The organism is Pannonibacter sp. CBAS1226, assembly GCF_055685825.1.
This window is the reverse complement of record NZ_JBVOUO010000002.1, coordinates 540,711-560,001: the sequence shown is the minus strand read 5'-3', so window position 1 is coordinate 560,001 and position 19,291 is coordinate 540,711. Positions and strand designations below refer to the sequence as shown.

General features: G+C 63.7%; 18 protein-coding genes. 2 read left to right on the top strand and 16 right to left on the bottom strand.

All coding sequences use genetic code 11. The features are described 5' to 3' along the window. Positions 1–100 precede the first annotated feature (100 nt). Positions 101–1,648 (bottom strand): Do family serine endopeptidase, encoded by a 1,548-nt coding sequence (locus AC0CMF_RS09625; protein ID WP_374628674.1) that lies wholly within the window; start codon positions 1,646–1,648, stop codon positions 101–103. 275 nt (positions 1,649–1,923) lie between these two features. Between AC0CMF_RS09625 and AC0CMF_RS09620 the strand changes: the two genes are divergently transcribed. Next, entirely contained in the window at positions 1,924–3,003 is a 1,080-nt protein-coding gene (locus AC0CMF_RS09620) for a DUF2336 domain-containing protein (RefSeq protein WP_374628673.1), read from the top strand. Between the two features lie 25 nt (positions 3,004–3,028). On the opposite strand, the gene AC0CMF_RS09615 is transcribed toward AC0CMF_RS09620, so the two are convergent. The 5 genes from AC0CMF_RS09615 to AC0CMF_RS09595 all read right to left on the bottom strand — a co-directional run bounded on the left by AC0CMF_RS09615 (position 3,029) and on the right by AC0CMF_RS09595 (position 8,671). Next, a complete protein-coding gene (locus AC0CMF_RS09615) occupies positions 3,029–3,526 on the bottom strand; it encodes a cytochrome c-type biogenesis protein (RefSeq protein WP_050471141.1) in 498 nt (165 codons plus the stop codon). A gap of 5 nt (positions 3,527–3,531) precedes the next feature. Continuing rightward, on the bottom strand, positions 3,532–5,523 hold the full coding sequence (locus AC0CMF_RS09610) for a heme lyase CcmF/NrfE family subunit (protein ID WP_050471140.1): 1,992 nt from the start codon (positions 5,521–5,523) through the stop codon (positions 3,532–3,534). A gap of 48 nt (positions 5,524–5,571) precedes the next feature. Continuing rightward, a complete protein-coding gene (gene ccmE / locus AC0CMF_RS09605; protein WP_122519666.1) occupies positions 5,572–6,024 on the bottom strand; it encodes a cytochrome c maturation protein CcmE in 453 nt (150 codons plus the stop codon). 41 nt (positions 6,025–6,065) lie between these two features. After that, positions 6,066–7,211, bottom strand: coding sequence for a c-type cytochrome biogenesis protein CcmI (gene ccmI, locus AC0CMF_RS09600; protein ID WP_472481540.1), 1,146 nt, complete (start codon positions 7,209–7,211; stop codon positions 6,066–6,068). Positions 7,212–7,315: 104 nt separating this feature from the next. Beyond that, positions 7,316–8,671 carry a hypothetical protein gene (locus tag AC0CMF_RS09595; protein ID WP_374628672.1) on the bottom strand — a complete coding sequence of 452 codons (1,356 nt, stop codon included), beginning with the start codon at positions 8,669–8,671 and terminating at the stop codon, positions 7,316–7,318. A 70-nt stretch (positions 8,672–8,741) separates the two neighbouring features. Between AC0CMF_RS09595 and AC0CMF_RS09590 the strand changes: the two genes are divergently transcribed. Further along, positions 8,742–8,939: a hypothetical protein gene (locus AC0CMF_RS09590; RefSeq protein ID WP_058900345.1), complete on the top strand. Its 198-nt coding sequence runs from the start codon at positions 8,742–8,744 to the stop codon at positions 8,937–8,939. Positions 8,940–8,945: 6 nt separating this feature from the next. On the opposite strand, the gene AC0CMF_RS09585 is transcribed toward AC0CMF_RS09590, so the two are convergent. The 10 genes from AC0CMF_RS09585 to AC0CMF_RS09540 form a co-directional block, all read right to left on the bottom strand. Continuing rightward, entirely contained in the window at positions 8,946–9,401 is a 456-nt protein-coding gene (locus AC0CMF_RS09585; protein ID WP_050471387.1) for an RT0821/Lpp0805 family surface protein, read from the bottom strand. 303 nt (positions 9,402–9,704) lie between these two features. Then, positions 9,705–11,105 carry an ATP-binding protein gene (locus AC0CMF_RS09580; protein ID WP_374628671.1) on the bottom strand — a complete coding sequence of 467 codons (1,401 nt, stop codon included), beginning with the start codon at positions 11,103–11,105 and terminating at the stop codon, positions 9,705–9,707. Continuing rightward, positions 11,102–11,764, bottom strand: a complete 663-nt coding sequence (locus AC0CMF_RS09575) for a response regulator transcription factor (protein ID WP_050471136.1) — start codon at positions 11,762–11,764, stop codon at positions 11,102–11,104. The genes AC0CMF_RS09580 and AC0CMF_RS09575 overlap by 4 nt, the downstream gene beginning before the upstream one ends. Before the next feature lie 57 nt (positions 11,765–11,821). Next, entirely contained in the window at positions 11,822–12,079 is a 258-nt protein-coding gene (locus AC0CMF_RS09570; RefSeq protein ID WP_055455670.1) for a PepSY domain-containing protein, read from the bottom strand. A 120-nt stretch (positions 12,080–12,199) separates the two neighbouring features. Then, positions 12,200–12,400 (bottom strand): hypothetical protein, encoded by a 201-nt coding sequence (locus tag AC0CMF_RS09565; RefSeq protein WP_050471135.1) that lies wholly within the window; start codon positions 12,398–12,400, stop codon positions 12,200–12,202. 24 nt (positions 12,401–12,424) lie between these two features. Next, positions 12,425–13,309: a glycoside hydrolase family protein gene (locus AC0CMF_RS09560; RefSeq protein ID WP_208997467.1), complete on the bottom strand. Its 885-nt coding sequence runs from the start codon at positions 13,307–13,309 to the stop codon at positions 12,425–12,427. Between the two features lie 45 nt (positions 13,310–13,354). Continuing rightward, positions 13,355–14,080, bottom strand: coding sequence for a DUF2793 domain-containing protein (locus AC0CMF_RS09555; RefSeq protein ID WP_374628670.1), 726 nt, complete (start codon positions 14,078–14,080; stop codon positions 13,355–13,357). Beyond that, complete coding sequence (locus AC0CMF_RS09550; RefSeq protein ID WP_374628669.1) at positions 14,073–17,939, bottom strand: baseplate multidomain protein megatron; 3,867 nt, start codon at positions 17,937–17,939, stop codon at positions 14,073–14,075. Before AC0CMF_RS09550 ends, AC0CMF_RS09555 begins: the two co-directional genes overlap by 8 nt. After that, positions 17,927–18,382, bottom strand: a complete 456-nt coding sequence (locus tag AC0CMF_RS09545; RefSeq protein ID WP_374628668.1) for an NlpC/P60 family protein — start codon at positions 18,380–18,382, stop codon at positions 17,927–17,929. Before AC0CMF_RS09545 ends, AC0CMF_RS09550 begins: the two co-directional genes overlap by 13 nt. Further along, the gene (locus AC0CMF_RS09540) at positions 18,372–19,265 is read right to left on the bottom strand and encodes a DUF2163 domain-containing protein (protein WP_374628666.1); all 894 of its coding nucleotides are present in this window, start codon (positions 19,263–19,265) and stop codon (positions 18,372–18,374) included. The genes AC0CMF_RS09545 and AC0CMF_RS09540 overlap by 11 nt, the downstream gene beginning before the upstream one ends. Positions 19,266–19,291: the final 26 nt, after the last annotated feature.

Genomic DNA, 19,291 nt, shown 5'->3' with positions numbered 1-19,291 from the left:
CTCTGCGGGGTGGGATCGGGGGCAGCGGAGACCCGAAAGGCCAGGCATGAGGCGGGGGATCACCGGAGGCTGCCGGATGCCCCGCCCCAATCCATGCCGCTTAACCGACGTTGAGCGGCAAGGCGACGAAACGGGCGCTGTCATCGCGGAAGACCCGCATCAGCACGGCCTTGCGGCCATCCTTTTCGGCCTTGGCCAGCGCCGCCTGAACGTCCGCCGGGGTTGAGACTTTCTGACCGGCGACTTCGGCAATCACATCACCGCGGGCAAGGCCCTTGTCTGCGGCAGGCCCAGCCGGGTCCACGTTCAGGACCACCACGCCCTCGACATCAAGTCCGGCCTGGGAGGCGGATGCCAGATCAATTCCGAGATCTTCAAGCTCGGTCTTGCCCGCACCCTCATCACCGGCGGCAGCCATCTGCTGGCTGTCGGTCAGTTTGCCCAGCGTGACGGAGACATCCTTTTCCTTGCCATTGCGCCAGACCGTCAGGTCCACCTTCGTTCCTGGCGCATAGGCCGCAATCATGCGGGACAGCTCCCGCGGACCCTTCACATCCGCGCCATCGACCTTGAGGATCGTGTCGCCGGCCTCAATCCCGGCCTTGGCGGCAGGGCTGCCGTTCTGCGGATCGGAGACGATTGCTCCCTGTGCATCGGCGAGGCCGAGGCTGGCTGCAATGTCATCCGTTACCGGCTGGATCTGGACGCCCAGCCAGCCGCGCGTCACGGCGCCATCCTTCTGCAGCGAGGCAACAACATCACGCGCCGTCGAAGCAGGGATGGCGAAGGCAATGCCGACGTTGCCGCCAGACGGCGAGTAGATGGCTGCGTTGATGCCGATCACCTCACCCTTCATGTTGAAGGCCGGGCCACCCGAGTTGCCGCGGTTGACCGGGGCATCGATCTGGATGAAGTCGTCATAGGGACCCGCGCCAATGTCACGGCCGCGCGCCGAGACGATACCGGCAGTCACGGTTCCGCCAAGGCCGAAGGGGTTGCCAATGGCCACAACCCACTCACCGACGGAAGGGGCGTCATCTGCGAAAGCCACATAGGTGAATTTCTTGTCCGATTCCACCTTCAAGACCGCAAGGTCCGTGCGCGGGTCCGCCCCGATCAGCTTGGCCTTGTAGTCATGGCCTTCGTTGTCGGTCACGGTGAATTCCGTGCCCTTGTCGACCACGTGGTTGTTGGTCACCACATAGCCGTCATCGGAGATGAAGAAGCCGGAGCCCTGGGACATTTCATAAGGACGGGAATTCTGCTGGCCGCCACCCTGTCCTCCCTGGCCACGGCGCTCGAAGAAACGCTTCAGCGGATGACCGTCCGGCAGCTCATCCATCCCCGGCAGGCCAAAGAAGTCTTCGCCGCCACGGAAATTCATCATGCGCGGCTGGGCGGCCTGCTTCACCTTGACGCTGACCACGGCCGGCTGCACGGCGGACACGACGTTGGAGAAATTCAGCGGGGCGGGCTGGCTGACCTCGACGGGGGCAGCAAAAGCATAATTGGAAGGAACGAGACCCTGAACGGTCAGAGCACCGGCGAGGCCAAGCGCCATGGCACCAGCCAGCAGGCTTGCCTTGTGGCGGGCGAAAAACCCGGCGGACGGCTTGCCGGACTGCTCAGAATTCTGCTGCTCGGACATGAAATCACTCCTCATCGTCTGACTGTCTTTCCGGCGCAGGCGGGGCACCGCGCCTTGTTGCAAACGAATATGGAGAGCGCCGCATTACAGGCGCCTGACCGGCAGATTAAACCTTCGTAATGTATTTTCACGCATGAAAGATCAGACAATGTTACAAGTAACAATTAGCAAAAATACATCCGGAAACATCAAATTTTCAGCATTCAACTTATCTCTCCGTAAATCTGTTTTCTGCAATGTCCAACACAAATACACCGCATTGTATAGAGGACAGAATGCTGAGATCGCTCGTTGATCTGGCGAAGGAAAGCTGCAGCGGCAAACGCCGCGAACTGATGGGCCATATCGCCAGCCTCTTCATTGAAGGCGCAGACCGCCACACGGATGAAGAGCTGACGCTGTTCAATGACATCCTGATCAACCTGCTTGATCTGATAGACATCAATGAGCGCCGGGAATTTTCCGGCCGGATGGCGCATGTAGATACAACGCCCCGTCCGCTCATCCTCAAACTGGCCAATGACAAGGCGGATGTTGCAGCACCTGTACTGGAGCATTCATGCGTGCTCACGGATGAGGATCTTTTCCAGCTGGCCCGGACCAAGGGGCAAGATCATCTGATGGCTATTTCGCGGCGGGGCAGTCTCAGGCCGAAGATCACCGATGTGTTGCTGGAACGGGGCGAAAAGCCTGTCCAGCACTCGGTTGCGGCCAATACGGGCGCAGAGCTTTCAGACTGGGGCGGGCGGCTTCTGGTGAAACTCGCCGAAAGTGACCGGGAGCTGCGCGAGGCACTGACAGAACGGCACGATCTGTCCAAGCCGAACTTCGACAGGCTTTTGTCCATGCTGCCCCCCGACCGTCAGGCAAAGCTGCGCTACATCTTTGAAAACAACGAGCGGATGGCCCGCAGCTTGTTCAAGGAGGCGAGCGCCCTTGTTGACGAGGGAAAGCTGGAGCGGCGCAAATCACGCCTGAATGCCAAGGCAACACTGAAGGATCTGCGTGACGGTCACAAGCAGCTGGACCAGGCTGTTATCGAGTACAGTCTGTCCAACGAACTCTACGAGCTTGCTTTCCTGCTCGGCCAGTTCGCCCAGATCGACGAAAGGTTTGTCCGCAATATCATGGTGCGCCCAGATGTTGAGGCCATTGCCGTTCTGTGCAGATCAGTCGGAGTAAGCGACACCGCCTTCGGCGCGCTTTGCAAGGCCCGCTGCCGCCACATGCGCTGCCCCTCCACTCAGGTTGAACATTGGGCAGGAGAATACCGGATCCTCTCAGAAGCAGAAGCACAGCGCACCATGCGCTTCATCAAGGTCCGCCTGTCTGTCATGGCAGCTGCGGCAGCGTGAGGAGCCCGCATCGGGAGGCGTGGTACTACCTGCCCTGCCCGGATGCGTCTGCCTCTGGTTCCTCCTTGAGGATCGCCGCCAGCTCTGCCTCTTCGGCAGCTGTCAGAGGCTCTGCTTCGGCTATGGCTGCCCTTCGCTTCTGACGCCGGGACGCCACCAGAACCGCGATACCTCCAGCGAAGAGAGCCAGGGGCGCAGAGGCCCACAAAAAGATCGTGTTCCAGCCGATCCGCGGCTTCAGCAGCACAAACTCACCGTAACGGGAAACGAGATAGTCGATGACGGCCTCGTTGCTGTCGCCCGCGACAAGACGTTCACGCACAAGCACACGCAGATCCTTGGCGAGCGGCGCATCGCTGTCGTCGATCGACTGGTTCTGGCAAACCATGCAGCGCAGCTGTGCCGAGAGCTCCCGCGCGCGCGCTTCCAGCGCAGGATCTGGCAGGATTTCGTCCGGTCCAATGGCGAGGGCAGTTCCGCACAGCGAAAAGACCATGAGCAGGCTTGCAAGAAAACGTCTCATCCGGCTCACTCCGCTGCCACGGTTTGCGGCTTGCCTGCCTTTGCCTTGGCCGGCTTGGGTGCCCCGACCCTAAGGCGCCGGTCGGTCAGGGATACGGCTCCACCCAGCGACATCACCAGCGTGCCCAGCCAGATCAGGGTGATCAGCGGCTTGTGATAGGCGCGCAGGTCCACACTGCCGTCCGCGTGGCTTTCGCCCAGAGAGATGTAGAGCTGCGAGAAACCGAAAGTGGCAATCGCCGCCTCGGTCGTCGGCATGCCTCGCGCCGTATAGACCCGCTTCGAAGGATCCAGCTTTGCGACTTCGCTTCCGCCCGAGCGCACGGTAAAATGCCCCACCTGCGCCGTGAAGTTCGGCCCCTGCTGGGGCGCGACGCCGTCAAACGTGAACTGATAGCCGGATACGTCAAACGTATCGCCCGGCTTGGCGTTGCGCACCACCTCAATCTGGAAAGCAGAAGCCACCACGATGCCCAGAACGGTCATGCCAAGGCCAAAGTGCCCCAGCACCGTTCCCCAGGCCGAGCGCGGCAGACCAAACAGGCGCGGCAGACCACGCGCAAGGCCAACTTCGAGAAGCCTGCTGCGGGAGATGACTTCCGCAATCGAGCCCGCCATCACCCAGACTGCGAGGCCAACACCCAGCGGCGCCAGAACACGGTCCATGCCCCAAAGCCAGAAGACAAAGAGCGTGGCCACAAGTGTCAGGCCGAACACTGCATAGAGCCTTTCACAGGCTGCCAGCAGATCGCCGCGCTTCCAGGCCAGCAGAGGACCAAAAGGAACCGCAATCAGCAGCGGAATCATCAATGGGCCGAAAGTCAGGTTGAAGAATGGCGCCCCTACGGAAATTTTCTCCCCCGTCAGCGTCTCGAGCGCCAGCGGATAGAGCGTGCCCACAAACACCGCTGCGCAGGCTGCCGTCAGGAACAGGTTGTTCAGGACCAGCGAACCTTCACGGCTGATCGGCGAGAAGATCCCCCCCTGCTTCAGCATCGGCGCACGCCAGGCGTAGAGCGCCAGTGAGCCGCCAATGAAGACGCACAGGATTCCCAGAATGAACACGCCGCGTGACGGATCGACCGCAAAGGCATGCACGCTGGTCAGAACGCCCGAGCGGACGAGGAATGTTCCAAGCAGCGACAGGGAAAAGGTGAAGATGGCGAGCAGAACCGTCCAGACCTTCAACGCCTCGCGCTTTTCCATGACGATGGCCGAATGCAGCAGTGCTGTGCCAGCCAGCCAGGGCATGAAGGACGCATTCTCGACCGGGTCCCAGAACCACCAGCCGCCCCAGCCCAGTTCATAATAGGCCCAGTAGGAGCCCATGGAGATACCGAGCGTCAGGAACAGCCAGGCCAGCAGCGTCCAGGGCCGCACCCAGCGCGCCCAGGCCGCGTCAATCCGCCCGAGAATCAGCGCTGCGACAGCAAAGGAAAAGGTGATCGAGAAGCCGACATAACCCAGATAGAGCAACGGCGGATGGATCGCGAGGCCAATGTCCTGCAGGATCGGGTTGAGGTCATTGCCCTCGAAAGGCGCCTCGGCGATCCGCTGGAACGGGTTCGAGGTGATCAGGATGAACAGCAGGAAAGCCGTCGACACCCAGGACTGGACACTCAGGACAGTCGCCCGCAGTGGTGCGGGCACATTGCTGCTGAACAGACCCACCAGGGCCCCGAAGAGCACCAGAATAAGCACCCACAGCAGCATGGAGCCTTCGTGATTGCCCCAGACACCGGAGATCTTGAAGATCAGCGGCTTGGCCGAATGGGAGTTCTCCCAGACATTCAGGACGGAAAAATCGGAACTCAGATAGGCCCAGGTCAGCGATGCGAAGGAAATCGCGACCAGCACAAAGATCAGATTGGCGACAGGCGCCGCAACGGACATCAGGCGCAGATCGCCAGTCTTGGCGCCCCACACGGGCACCACCGACTGCACCAGCGACATGACAAGCGCCAGTACAAGGGCGAAATGGCCGGCCTCAACGATCATGCGTCCTGTTCTCCCTCACGCCAGTCCGGCTCCCCGGCACGGACGGCATCAATTGCTTTGCTGATCCTCATCGCCCTTCCAGACGCCCTGTTCCTTCAGGGCATCGGCGACTTCTTTCGGTACATAATTCTCGTCGTGCTTGGCCAGCACGTTGTCGGCCTTGAACACCCCGTCCGGGCCAATCATGCCCTCTGTCACGACGCCCTGCCCTTCGCGGAACAGGTCGGGCAATATGCCCTTGTAGGTCACCTGCACGGTGTTCGCCGTGTCAGTCACACGGAACAGAACTTCCGCGTTGGCACGCCGCTCGACCGAGCCGTCTTCAACAAGCCCGCCCAGACGGATGCGCTGGCCCGGCGCAATCTGCTTCGTGATCACATCGGTCGGTGTCTGGAAGAAGACAATCTGGTCGCTCAGCGCATAAAGGATCAGGCCGGCAGCAGCGGCAAGCACGGCTCCGGCTCCTCCGATCAGCGTAAGGCGGCGCTGTTTTCTGGTCATTCCCCGCTCCGCTCCCTCACGGTTCCAGCTATTTCAGGTCCTCAGGATCCGAGCCCGAGTTCCTTTTCCAGGTCTGTCAGGCGGGCCAGCGCGTCCTGATCCTGCGCCATCGCCTCGCGTGCCTTGCCGAGGCTGTCCCTCGCTGCATCACGCGCCCCGAGAACGATCTGGGAGCGCACGAGCCGTTCCCATTCATCAATCGAGCCACCATCCGCATTTAACCTCTGCTGAAGGCCGTCCACCATGCTCTGGATCCTGGACTGACGATCTTCTGCAGCCATTTTGCTGGCGGCCTCTATGTCTTCTGCCGCCGGGCCTGGTAATGCAGCAGGCGGGACGCGCCCCTCGACAACTGCCAGCTCCTGCCGGGCGACCGGCACCCAGGGTTCATTGCCATCAGCACTTGCCAGCAGTTGCTTCCATGCCCTGATGGCTTCGTCCCTTTTGCCGTCCTGCCCCAATGCCAAGGCCAGAAAAAACCGGGGCTTCACAGCATCAGGCGATAGGGCGGCCGCCCGCTCGAAAGCCGTCTTGGCATCCGCGGTCACCACGCCGCGGGCGGCAACGGTCAGCGCTTCACCCAATCCCGATTCCAGATCCTCGCGGCTACCGTTCAGGCGGATGGCGTTGCTGTAGGCTCTTGCAGATTCTTCCGGGCGTCCCATCGACAGATAAACGGGTGCAAGAACTTCCCAGCCGCGTCCATCGGCCGGGTTCTGGGCGAGGTGCTGCTCGACGCGGGCAATCATCTGGCTCACCGGCAACGTCTCGGCCGGCACATCAAGCCGCGCCTGCAGCGGCTGGTCCGGGTAAGCTGGAGAACCGATGGCCAAGTAAACAGCGACAGTTGCCAGAGGCACTGCAACCAGCGCCAGCATCAAGACTGCCGTGTGCCGGGCCCCGCCGCTGCCGGACCCAGCCAGCGGCTCGCCGGCCTCTTCCGTTGCGCCCTTGCGCAGAGCCAGAAGACGCCGGGCAATTTCGGTGCGCGCTGCCTTGGCCGCGGTCTCGTCAATGACGCCCCAGGCAAGATCCTTCTCCAGTTCGTCGAGCTGCGCCTTATAGACAGCTTCGCCCGCAGACGCTTCGCCGTATTTGGAAAACGTGGCGGGCCCGCGCCTCAGGGGCACGAGAATGGACAGCGCAGCCAGGGCGGTCAGAACGGCAAAAAAGATCCACAGTGTCATGCGGTCATATAGATCGAGACACACCCCGTCTGGCAACAAAAGAGTGTGTGACCTTGGGTCGCGGTGAAAACACGGATCTGGAAAATACGGACAGACCGGCACCCTCAGGCTGCTGCGGCCATCGCGCTTTGGCGGCTTCGCCTCAAAAGAGCGGCATATTCCTGCCCGAAACAGATTTCACTCAGCAGAATGGCTGCCTCGGCGGCAGAAGCAACAGCCTCTTTCTGGGCTCCTTTCGCCTTTCCCAGATCGGAAATCAGGGAGCGCGAGATAATCTCCAGCGTCTGCTCGACCGACTGACGTGCCCGCTTTCCAGCTTCATTCACGGCCAGGACCTCGGCAGCGCTACGGCTCAGGTCCAGCACACGGAGCGCGCGAACGGCCGCATCAAGGGCCGCCTCATCCGGCCGATTCTCACCCGGCTCTTCGGCCTTAGGCACCAGCAAGGCGCGGCGGACAGCGCCCGCAGCCCCGGAAAGCTCATCAGCAACAGCGCCCGAAATGCTCCGGCGGGTTTCGGCGATCCGGCTGCGCCACTGGTCGGCGCCCGTCAGATCCATGTCCAGTTCCACCCCTTTGACCACGCAGACATAGGCGGATAGCGCGGCAGCAAAACCAACGGGGTCGGGGTTGTTCTTGCGGTGCTCATGGGCCAGCAGATGCAGCCGCTCCACCTCCGAGATCACAATCGAGGCAAAGGGCGCATACCGGGTCTTCGTCAGCCACCTGGCGCCGCGCACCTTCGCCAGCCGCTCCGCAAAGGGGCCAAGCGACCAGGGTGCCTCCGCCCGGTCCAGCATGGCGGCCGCGATCACCGGCACATCTTGGGGATGACGCGTGGCATAGGCGGAAACCAGATCAAGGATGTCCCCATCCTGTTTCAACGCCCGCTCGCTGAGCGTATCTGGAATGCGCCGGAGGAAGGCTCTCAGCCAGGGCTCCGCCTTGAACACCTTGGCCACATCGGCAAGATCCTGCAGCGCACGTTCGCCGCCCAGCATCATCTTCAGCCGGCGCTGCTCGCGTTCAGATGCGGCGCATTCCTCGAGAATGCCCGTCAGCGCCTCTCCCGCCTTCTTACGCAAGACCGCAGCCACGCGGTGAACCCGCTCGTCATCATCCGGACGCTTTTCCAGAAACTCGACCGCCCGGGAAATGTCGTCCGCCAGGACATCACGCTCCATCCAGTTCCAGAATTCACTCAGATAAGGTCGGTAAATCCGGCCTTCCTGCTTGTGGGGAAGCTGTTCATTTATGGCAAAGGCATCGAGCGGCGCGAAAAAGCTCCGCTCCAGCTTCTGGCGCCCGTCGCGGCCGGCATGCCGGGCTGGAATTGCATTCACAGGCTCTTCGCCGGAGGCCTGTCCAGACAACAGAGCCAGCGCGGCCGCCAGAATAAGCTCTGCATGGGGCTCGTTCTGTCCAAGTGCATGTGTCCTCTCCAGGCTTCTGGCCAGCATGGAGACAGCACCCGGAGACAGCTCTCCGAGATAGGACTGTATCTTCCTTTTCAGAAGATCCTGATCGGTCATGATACGCAGAACTTTGATCAACCGGATAAGACTGGCGGGAAGCCTAGCACTTCAGGGCTTAAGTGTTCCTTTCCAATTGGTTGACCTGAACATTAAAATCCTGCACGTCCTCCAGATCACGGCGTTGCTTGCAAAAACAGAAAACCCGCCGGAAACCGGCGGGCCGCAAGTCGGACCGGGATATGCGAAGCTCTGATGCGGCTCAACCGATCGGGCGCCACAGCCCCTTTTCGTCGGTGCAGGCCGTTGCGCGGGCCACCACAGGCACGGGATTGTCCTTGGACGTCACCTGATGGGTGAACTCCCGGCACTCGGTGTTGTTGACCTGATATTTGGGTCCCGGACGAACTTCACCTTGCCGTCCGGTCCGCGGATTGTCCCAGCGCACGGCGCCACCGGCTCCCGGTGTGGCCAGCGCCTGCTTTTGCGCCTCGGCGGCAACGCGCCGGTCACTCGTTTCCAGCACGAGGCCGGGGGTGCCTTCCAGCAGCTTGTTGATAGCTGCGTTGGCTTCGGCCTCAGCGATGGATTTCTCGGAGCGGCCAAAAGCCGATCCCCACAGATCCGCGCCGCCGGAGCTGCTGTCACTGCCGAGCGAGCCGCAAGCCGACAGGCCTGCAGACAAGAGCACAATCAACCCACTTTTGCTCAACCGCATCTCGCACTCCATCAACCGGCCGCCAAGGACCGGTTCGCGCGTTCTCAAACGCGACAACGCAAGAATGGTAACAAGGTTCCCATACTGCGCCCGTTATCCTTAAAATTTCCCAAATTTATGGCCGAATCACGCCATCTTGATGAAACATTAGGGATGTTGCAGCGCACTCTTAGTGATGTAGGTCACAGGGTGGCGGACGTCCAGTAAAGCTGCATTACCCAACCTTACAGAGTCCCTCCTACAAACCTGTGCGGCGCATGGGCAGTGTCACGGTGTGATGCGTCAGCACCGAAAGACCTGGCGTCAGACCGCAGGCAGCAGCAGGCGTGCTTTCAGTCCGCCAAGTTCCGAAGACGACAGCTCGAAACTGCCGCCATAAAGCCCCGCCAGATCGGCAACGATCGACAGCCCGAGCCCCGTGCCGGGCACGCTTTCGTCCAGCCGCTTGCCGCGTTTCACGGCTTCCTTGCGCTGCTCCTCCGTCAGGCCCGGTCCGTCATCCTCGACGATGATTTCGATGAACTGACGGCCTGGGGTTCCGGTGTCTGTCAGCCGCGATGTCAGCCGCACCTCGTACCTTGCCCACTTGCAGGCATTGTCCATGAGGTTGCCAGCCATTTCCTCAAGATCCTGCTGCTCACCCCGGAAACGCATCCCCTCGGCGCAATCGGCGGAAATATCCAGCCCCTTGGCATCGTGGATACGTTCCATCACGCGGGCCAGCTTTGTCAGAACCGGTTCGGCCGGAGTTGCGACGCCAATCACCCGCCGCTGGGCAGCCATCCGCGCCCGCTCAAGATGGTGATCAACCTGCGTGCGCATGATGCCGGCCTGTTCGGCCATCTTTTCCGCAAATGGCCCGCCCTGTGCCCGGGCTTCATTGGAAATCACGCTTAGCGGCGTCTTCAGGGCATGGGCCAGATTGCCCACATGCGTGCGGGCACGCTCCACCACTTCCCTGTTCGAGGCAATCAGCGCATTCAGCTCCACGGCAAGCGGCGCAAGTTCCGAGGGCAGATCCTCCTCCACCCGCTCGGCGTCGCCCTGACGGACCGCCGCCAGCGATGCCTGCAGGCGCTTCAGCGGCATAAGTCCATAGCGGACCTGAAGAAACACCGCAGCCACCAGCCCGAGGCCAAAGACGAACAGCGTCAGCGCCACCTGCCCGGCAAAGGCTCTCACATCCTGCCGCAGCCCGGCTGTGCGACCGGCCACGGCAATGAGATAGCTTTTGCCTCCGAAGGAGATGATCCGCTGCGTCACCCGCAATTCGTCGTCACCCGGGCCTGTCATGGCGGCGCTGCCGCTGCGCTCGCCCTCGCCCAGCGCGGGAAGGTTCAGCGGATCTCCGAGCAGCGAAGGCGAGGCGAACACCCGCTCGCCTCCCGCCAGATCCGTCACCGTCCAGTACCAGCCCGAAAGCGGCAGGGAGAAGCGCGGCTCTCCCAGATTGTCCGGCCTGTTCAGCGGCTCTCCAGCAGCGGCAGGCGCCATCGCGCCAATGATGCTCTTCTGGTAGACTTCAAGCTGGCTGTCAAAGCCGCGTTCCACCGCCTCGCGGTAGAGGCCAACCAGAATGACGCCCGCGATCACAAGAGCTGCCGTCGACCAGAGCGAGGCAGCGAGCACCAGCCGTGTTGCCAGGGACCTGCGCCGCGGCGGCCCTGCCGCCTCACTCCGCGAAGCCTGATCCGGCCCGCTCACACCGGTTCTCCCATCCGGTAGCCAAGCCCACGGATGGTTTCGATATAGTCCCCGCCCAGCTTCTTGCGCAGCCGTCCGACAAAAACCTCGATCGTATTGGAATCCCGGTCAAAGTCCTGATCGTAGAGATGCTCCACCAGCTCAGTGCGGGAGATCACCTTGCCCTTGTGGTGCAGCAGATAGGCCAGAAGGCGGTATTCCAGCGACGTCAGCTTCACCGGACTGCCGCCCACCGTCACGCGGCTGGTGCGCAAATCGGCGCGCAGGTCACCGCATTCGATTTCATTGGAGGCAAGGCCGGCCGCGCGGCGCACCAGCGCCCGCACCCGCGCCAGCACTTCCTCCATATGGAAGGGCTTGGCCACATAGTCATCCGCGCCCGCATCAATGCCAGCCACCTTGTCAGACCAGCGGTCGCGGGCGGTCAGGATCAGCACAGGCATCGTGCGCTTGTTCCGGCGCCATTTTTCCAGCACCGAAATGCCGTCGAGCACTGGCAGGCCGAGATCCAGCACCACAGCGTCATAGGGCTCCGTGTCGCCGAGATAGTGCCCCTCCTCGCCGTCATAGGCACGATCCACAACATAGCCCGCTTCGGTCAGTGCCTCGGCAAGCTGGCGGTTCAGGTCCTTGTCGTCTTCAACAATGAGGAGGCGCATCTGTCTTCCCGGATGGATCTGTCTATCGTCACATTTAGGCGAGTCTTCGCCCTGTGCCTACCGGCTGGCATCGACAACGACTGTCGTCACCTGTCCGTTGGCCAGCACGGAGAGACGGTAGACATAGCGCCCGCCCTCGATACACAGCTGCGCCTTGACGATTTCGCCGCCCACGGAGCCTGCAACAGCACCCAGCGGCTGCGCCTGCCCGCTTGCCACGGCCTGCTGTGCCTCGCCCTGCGACAGGCAATTGGCTGCAGCCGGGACAAGTCCGGCAAGAAGAAAGAGAAGGGCGGCGGCAAAAGATCTGGTCACGGGACTGTTCCTGCTTCGGTTCGGGCCGGAAGTATCCCTTTTGTAGCTGCCTCTGCCTGAATGGCAAATGAACGGGGCTGACAGTCTCCCGTCAGCCCCAAGCATCTTTTCAGGCCCCGCTTACTTGCGCCAGGCCGCAGGCTCCGTCGTCACATGCCGCAGGAGGATGTTGATGAGGCCGATCGCCATGACGGCAAACGGCCCCCAGCCACCCGGTAAAATTTTGCTCCAGTCGATCACCTCCAGCTGGTCCAGCACTCCGCCACCCAGACTGGCGATGCCAACCGCTCCATTGAAGGCAAGTGTCTTCCAACCATTCATGTGCCTGTCCTTCCGCATCAGGTTTCAGGAAATGAGCTGGCGGGCAAGCAGCCGGATACGGCCCCGGTTTGCCCACACCAGATAGGTCACGAAGGCAAGGCCAGCCAGCGCCAGCCCCCAGCCAAGGACTTCCACCCAGGCATCGCCATTCGAAACGGAAACGCCCGCGCCAGTCGCACCGCAGATGAGTGTTCCGGCCACACCTTTCTGCTTTCCAACGGCGCGCTCCAGTTCGGAGAGGGTTGCGGGGCCCAGCCTGCCGTCGAGCTTCAGCGGCGGGTGCTCGATCTGGAATGCCAGCACCGCCGCCCGTGTGATCGGCCCTTCGATCCCGTCGGCAGGGCCGGGCTTGAAGCCAAGCCGTGCCAGCATCTGCTGGCCCCGCATCACCTCAGGGTCCGGCTCTGGCAAGGAGTTATGCCCGTTGAAGCCATAATCGCCGCCCTGAAGAAGCTGGGCTTCTTCGGACCTGCGCCGGACCAGTCCCGGCAGAATGCGCCCCCCGGCCCGGATGCCGGTCATGGCCAGCAGCCGCGCGGCCTCGGCCACGTTTCCGGCCGCCAGCGCCGCCGCCCAGCGCCAGGAGAGGCACTGTTCCCCGAGATTGTAGACAGCCGAAACAACCGCATCGAACTGGTTCTGCGGCAGCTTGCCGAAGCGGCGCAGCACCGCAGCGCCATATTCATGATCCGCCAGCGTCTTCAGCACGGTATTGGCTTCGGCCCGGTCGATCATGTCTCCGGCCTTGAGGTCCTTGCGGCCCCGCTTCGTCCACCAGTCACGGAACAGCCGGGAGGCAAGGGTGAAGCCGTAACCGATCGTCGGTACCCCGGCCGGATCCATGTAGGCACGCGAGGAAAAGCCCTCGTGCCGGGCAATAAAGGCAAGCCCTTCAGGACTGACATTCATGATCATCACTCCCTCGAAAACACTTGAACTCGTGGCCTTGCGCCCTCACGCTGCAGGCACTCCTGCCACCAGACACTGCACGGCCACGCGGACGGCACCGCCGGTGAAGTTCCCGCCATTGGCCGACAGGCGCACGCTGGTGGGCGCGTAGAAGGCGGTCGGGCCAATCACTCCCGCATTCTGCGCTCCGGCGCTGATGCCCAGAGACCCGCCAAACTTCGACCTTTCGGAAGAAAGTCCGCAGTCGTAGGACGCTGCACCTGTGACTGTTGTGAGTGTCCGGCAGGAGACGGCGAAGACCACCGCCCGGTCCGGGATCAGGTCCGGCGCCTCGACATAAGCCCCGCTCATCCCGGAGAGCGTCGCCTCCAGTACGGAGAGACCTGCCGTCGCCCCGCCGCTGCTGCGGGCCAGCACCATCTGCGGCCCGAGCAGTGCGGCATAGTCCCGCCAGCCCCCACCGGAGAAAACCAGCAGCCTGCCCTCGGACGCGAGAAAGGCCCGCAGGCCCTCAAAGCCCGGATAGAACACCCAGGCCCCGCCGCTGTAATGTGCTGCTTTGCCCTCGTGCCCGGCAAAAGCGCCCCAGGCACCGGAGGCGACCAGAAAACTATCGCCTTCTCCGGCAACGGCAAGCGGCGCCTGCCGCTCCTCGATCAGCCGCAGATGCGCCAGCGCATCCAGCCGCACCAGCGCCTCGTTGTGGGTCACGTGTTTCTGCGCCTGCGCCGCCGCAATCAGCGGCAGGCCCAGCCTTGCTGTCTCAGACATTCAACACCTCTTTCAGGAATGCGCCCGGCCCTGCCTCGGGCGAAATCTGACAGACCCGCACCGCAAGGCTCGCCACCGGCCCGCCGAAATCGGCAACTTCATCCGCTGCCGGATAAACCAGACTCGTGGCCGTGCTGGTCAGCGACCGCAGAACGCTTCCGCCCGAGGCAGACAGAAGGTCCACACGGTAGACTTCCGCCGTCTCGCCCAGCGGCACCTCGGCAAGGTCCCAGCTGTCGCCGCCCTTTCGGGTCCGCCGTATCCACGACAGGCGGATGCCTCCGCTCTCCCGCAATGCCCTCAGATGCACCGGCGCCAGCGGCAAGGCCGCCCGGCCGCTCGCCGCAAAGACCACATCCCTGCGGGCCACCGTGTCCAGAGCCGCACCGGCGGGCAGGATTCGATAGGTCAGCGCCCGCCCCAGCAGATCCGCCTCCAGCGGCAGCACCCCGTGGGTGCCATCCAACAGAACGATGACCGCACCGGCTTCAGCTCCAGCCGCCGCCTCTGCCTCGCTGCCCTTCTGCCCGCGCAGCAGCCCTGTCAGGCGGTACCGCCGCGTACCCGTCAGCTCCGCATTGCGGAATTGCAGCAGCTCATATCCACCCGTCCGGCTCAGAACGGCCAACGCATTGGCACCGGAAAGCACAGCTTCCGCACTGCGGCTCTGCATCAACCCGCCATGGATCTCCACCTCGCAGACGGATGCTTCATCCCACCGCCACACCGGCCTCGGCGGCAGATCCGCCCTCAGCGTGCCCGTCGTGGCCGGCCGCTCCAGCCGCGCCACTTCCTCGAAACTGTCGCCCGTCCGGCTGCGCAGCACCGCCAGTTCCCCCGGCCAGGGCCGCGCAAAAGCCGCAACCACGGGAGAGAAGGCACCATCCGTGTCCTGCAGCAGCGGCAGGTCCATCATCACCACATGCGGCGGCCCCGCTTCCGTATCCTGCCAGACAGACGCCCGGCTCTGCGGCGTGCGGGACACCGCCAGAACCGGCGCGCTGCGCACCGCCTCGATCTTCCGCGTCTGCGCAGTCTCGATCCGCTCGATCCGCAGGCGCAGCGCAGGCGAGAACACCTGATCCGGCGTTTCCGCAATCTCAACCAGATCGCCCACCTCAAATCTGGCCTCTGTGGGCGGCAGGGAGAATTCCACCCGCTCCCGCTCCGCCCAGACCCGCTGCAGCCGGGCATCTGCCGCCTGCATCAGCACCACCGGATTGGCGGTCACGGCCAGATCCTGCGAACTCACCGTCCGGCTTCCTCCTTCCAGGCGGCGGCTGGCCACCACCTGACGGCGGAAGTCCTGCTGCGGGTCTTCGCCCGACAGCCGGATCTCGCTCGTCAGCTCGGCATTCTGCGCCCGCACCCGGCTCAGCAGTGGCTGGTCTTCCGCCTCTTCTGCCAGCAGGTGCCCGTCCAGCGCATGCACCCGTCCTACTCCGGCAATGGCAAAACGCAGCCGGTCCCCCAGATCCAGCGCCTGCCCGCCAAAGGCCTCCAGCAGCGGCTCGATGGCATCACGCAAGGAAACCGGCCCCGCCAGCGTCATCCCCTCGACAACTGCGGCTGGCCCAAGCACGTCGCAGGCCTCGCCGCCGATGCCGAAATCCTCCAGCATCTGCCGTATCAATCCGGCAATACTCACCGAGCCAAGCCGCCCGTTCAGCCAGTGCCCGACCTCCCAGTTGCCCCCGTCCGACCAGACGTCGCCATAGACCGGAAAGGCCGGAAAGGGCCGGGCGTCATAGGTCCAAAGATGCAGATTGGCCTCATCCACCATCCGCCCGCCATAGACGGGTGAGACCGGATTGTCCCCGCGCGCCAGCTCCGGATGATTGCCGCCCCAGTAGCTCAGCACCGCCTCCAGCCCCATCCGCTGCATGGCGTCGTCACGCGTTCCGCTGGAAAAATGCGGCGGGGTGGATTCCGACGATTTCGGATCGACGAAGACATTCGGCTGGTTCGCCCCACGGTCAATCGCCGGAATGCCCAGCTCGGTGAACCAGATGGGCTTGGACATGGGCACCCAGGCCGTCGCAGCCGCCAGTTCAACTCCGCCCACCCGCTCCACATGCGGGTTTTCCCACCATCCCCGGATATCCTTGGCGCGGTAGACGAACGGCTTGCCATAGGCCCCATCGGTGATCGGCGTGCGCTGTCCGGCCCGCCGCTCCGCATCCGAGCGGTAATACCAGTCGAAATACTCCCCGCCCGCCACTCCGGCCCGCAAGGCTTCAAGATCGTAGGGCGCCTCGCCGTCTTCGCCCTTCAGGTCCGTCAGCGGCAGGTAATTGTCGATGCCGACGAAATCCACCGCGGGGTCAGCCCAAAAAGGATCCAGCGGAAACCGCACCTCCCCCTCCTCCGGCTGATGCGCGCCATATTCAGACCAATCCGCCGCATAGGAAATCTTCGTCCCGGCCCTCAGCACGCCGCGTACATCTGCGGTCAATGCTCTCAGCGCCGTCACGAAGGGATAGCTGCCGCCGCCAGCGCTTGCCCTGGTCAGCCCGCGCATTTCCGAGCCGGTCAGAAAGGCATCAACACCGCCCGCCGCTTCCGCCAGATGCGCCAGATGCAGGATGAAACGCCGGTAACCCCAGTCCTCCGTATTGCCGCTGAACCCGATCGCCTCGCCGCTCACACTGAAATGGGCCGGCATCGCGCCTCCCATGAAGGCCGCCACATCTGCCGCAACACTCCCCGAAGGCACGATCCGCCCGCGCCAGGGATAGACCGGCTGCGGCGCCCCGCCCTCAGGCGCAGGCAGGCTGTTGCCAGCCGGGATATCCATGAGGATGAAGGGATAGAGCACCACCCTCAGCCCCCGGGCCTTCAGATCGCGGATGGCTGCAATCACGCTGGCATCACAAGGCGTTCCACCAAAGGCTGGCCGCCCGTCAATCTGCGAAACAAGCTGCGCGCCCTCCCGCGTCACCGGGCCCACCTGCCAGGTCATGCCGGAGGTGTTGCGGCTCGCTGTCTCCACCTTCGGCCGGATGGAGCACTGTCCGGCTCTAAGGTCATCCCCGAACCAGGCCACCACGAGTGCCACGCTCTCCAGCGCCGGACACAGGCCCTGCAACTCATCCAGCGCCGCGTGCCAGTCGCTGGCGGCGATGGACGTGTGCCGGTTCACCACCACCGTCGTGCCGGTGGAGGGCTCGTCCGTGACCTTGGTGGGAGCATAGACAAACTCGCCCGCACCGGGGATCAGCGTCACAGCCTTCACCATCGGCTCCAGCCGCTCCACCACCCGCACCACCTCGAAGGACAGCTGCGGCAGACGGTTGCCGAAGCTCTCCAGCGGCAGCCGCTCGAACACCACATAGGCCGTCCCGCGATAGGCCGGAGCCACACCCTGCACGGCCGTGATCAAGGGATCCGGCCCTTGCGTCCGCGTGCCCGTATAGATGCGGTGATTGATGCCGGAGAGATCCAGCAGCTTGCCATCGGCCCACACGCGCCCGATCCGCGCCACCGGCCCTTCGCACAGGGCCACGGCCAAACTGCCGTAATAGCTGTAGCTGCGCACCGTCGTGCGTGATCCGCCGCCCGCCTTTCCGCCGGAGGTCTCCTCGCTGACTTCCTCCTCGAAACGTGTCGCCCAGATCACCTGCCCTGCCAGCCGCACCCGGCCATAGATCAATGGCAGGGAGGCCCCCTCAACAGAGGACTGGACTGAAAGATCGGCCAGCCGGCCGGACTCCACCGTCCGGCTGCTGCCGAACAGGGAATTGTCGATCAGACTCCCGGCCACAGCGCCCGCCGCACGCCCCAGAATGCCACCAATGGCCCCAATTCCAGCCATGTTGCCAAGGGCCTGACCGGCCGCTGCAAGGATCAGGGTTGCCATGGCAGAACTCCGGGAAAGGAAAACACATGCGAAATGCGCCGCGACCACGCAGGCACCAGCGGGCTTTCGATCACGCCTGCCCGCTCATAGGCGTGGATCAGGCCGCCCGTTTCACTCAGGAGACCTGCGTGTTTCACCGGTGCGCCGTCGCGCCAGCGGAACAGCACCACATCCCCCGGCGCGCCAGTCCCTGGCGCCGGCATAAGCCAGGTCCCGGCCGCCTTCAGCAGGCTCTCGCCCGCACTGCCAGCTTCCGCCCACTGCGGCGAATAGGCCGGCACAGGCACAGGCTCCGGCCCCACAAACTGGCGCCACAGCCCCCGGACAAGTCCGAGGCAGTCGCACCCCACGCCCTTCAGCGAGGCCTGATGCCGGTAGGGTGTGCCGATCCAACTGCGCGCTTCGGCCAGCAACACCGCCCGTGAAATCCCGTCAGGAGACAATCGCCCCTCCATCGTTCTCACCTGAATTGCGGTTCGGGTAGGACAAGACGAAATCCGTCCCCGGCATATGCGGAAAGCCCTGAAAGTTCAGTGCATTGGCGAATCTCGCCTGACAGGTGGCAAAGCGCTTGTCACAGCCCGCCGTCACCGTGATGCCGGTCCCCGGCGCCAGCATCTGCGGCGACGCCAGCCACAGCACCAGCTCCGCGCCTTCATCCGTCCGGTCGTGCCGGGCCACCTCGCAGGCAAAGCCGGACAGCGTGCCACTGGTCACCACCAGCCGCCCGCCGTCGAACCAGCCGCCGGCGTAGGAATGAAGTCCTGAGACCCGCAGCCGCCGCGCGTCATGCGAGAGGAGCACCGTTCCTGTTCCCCGGTAGGTGGCCGAGGCCAGATCCACACCGCAGCGCGCATCCCCCAGATCCGCGTCGCACTGGCCGGAGAACACCCGCCCCCGCCGCGCCTCCAGCGCCTGCGAAAGGCCGCGCAGCTCGGCCCGGAACACAAGCCCCGCCCGTGTCACCTCGCCGATCGTGGCCCGCCGCTCCAGGAGCACCTGCGAGGGGTCAGCCCAGTTGACGAGATAGGCGCGCACCCCGGCCCCATCCCACAGCCCCGCCTCCAGTTCGGCGTCGCTCAGGCCCTCGCTCGTCAGGCTACCGCTCACCTCGCCGCCACCCACGGCCAGTCCCGGCCCTTCCGTCACCGCGCTGCGCTCCAGCCCGTTGGCCGGGTGGCACATCACGCCCTGCACGGTCAGCGTCCGGTCGTGGTCGGTGAAGCCAAGCGTCACCCCATCGCTGCGCGTCACCAGCCAGCAGGCGCAAAGCGTCGTGATCCGGCCCGCCAGATGGGCGGCCAGTGCCTCGTCGATTGTTTTCATGGATGATTTTCCTGCTTCGCAGTGCG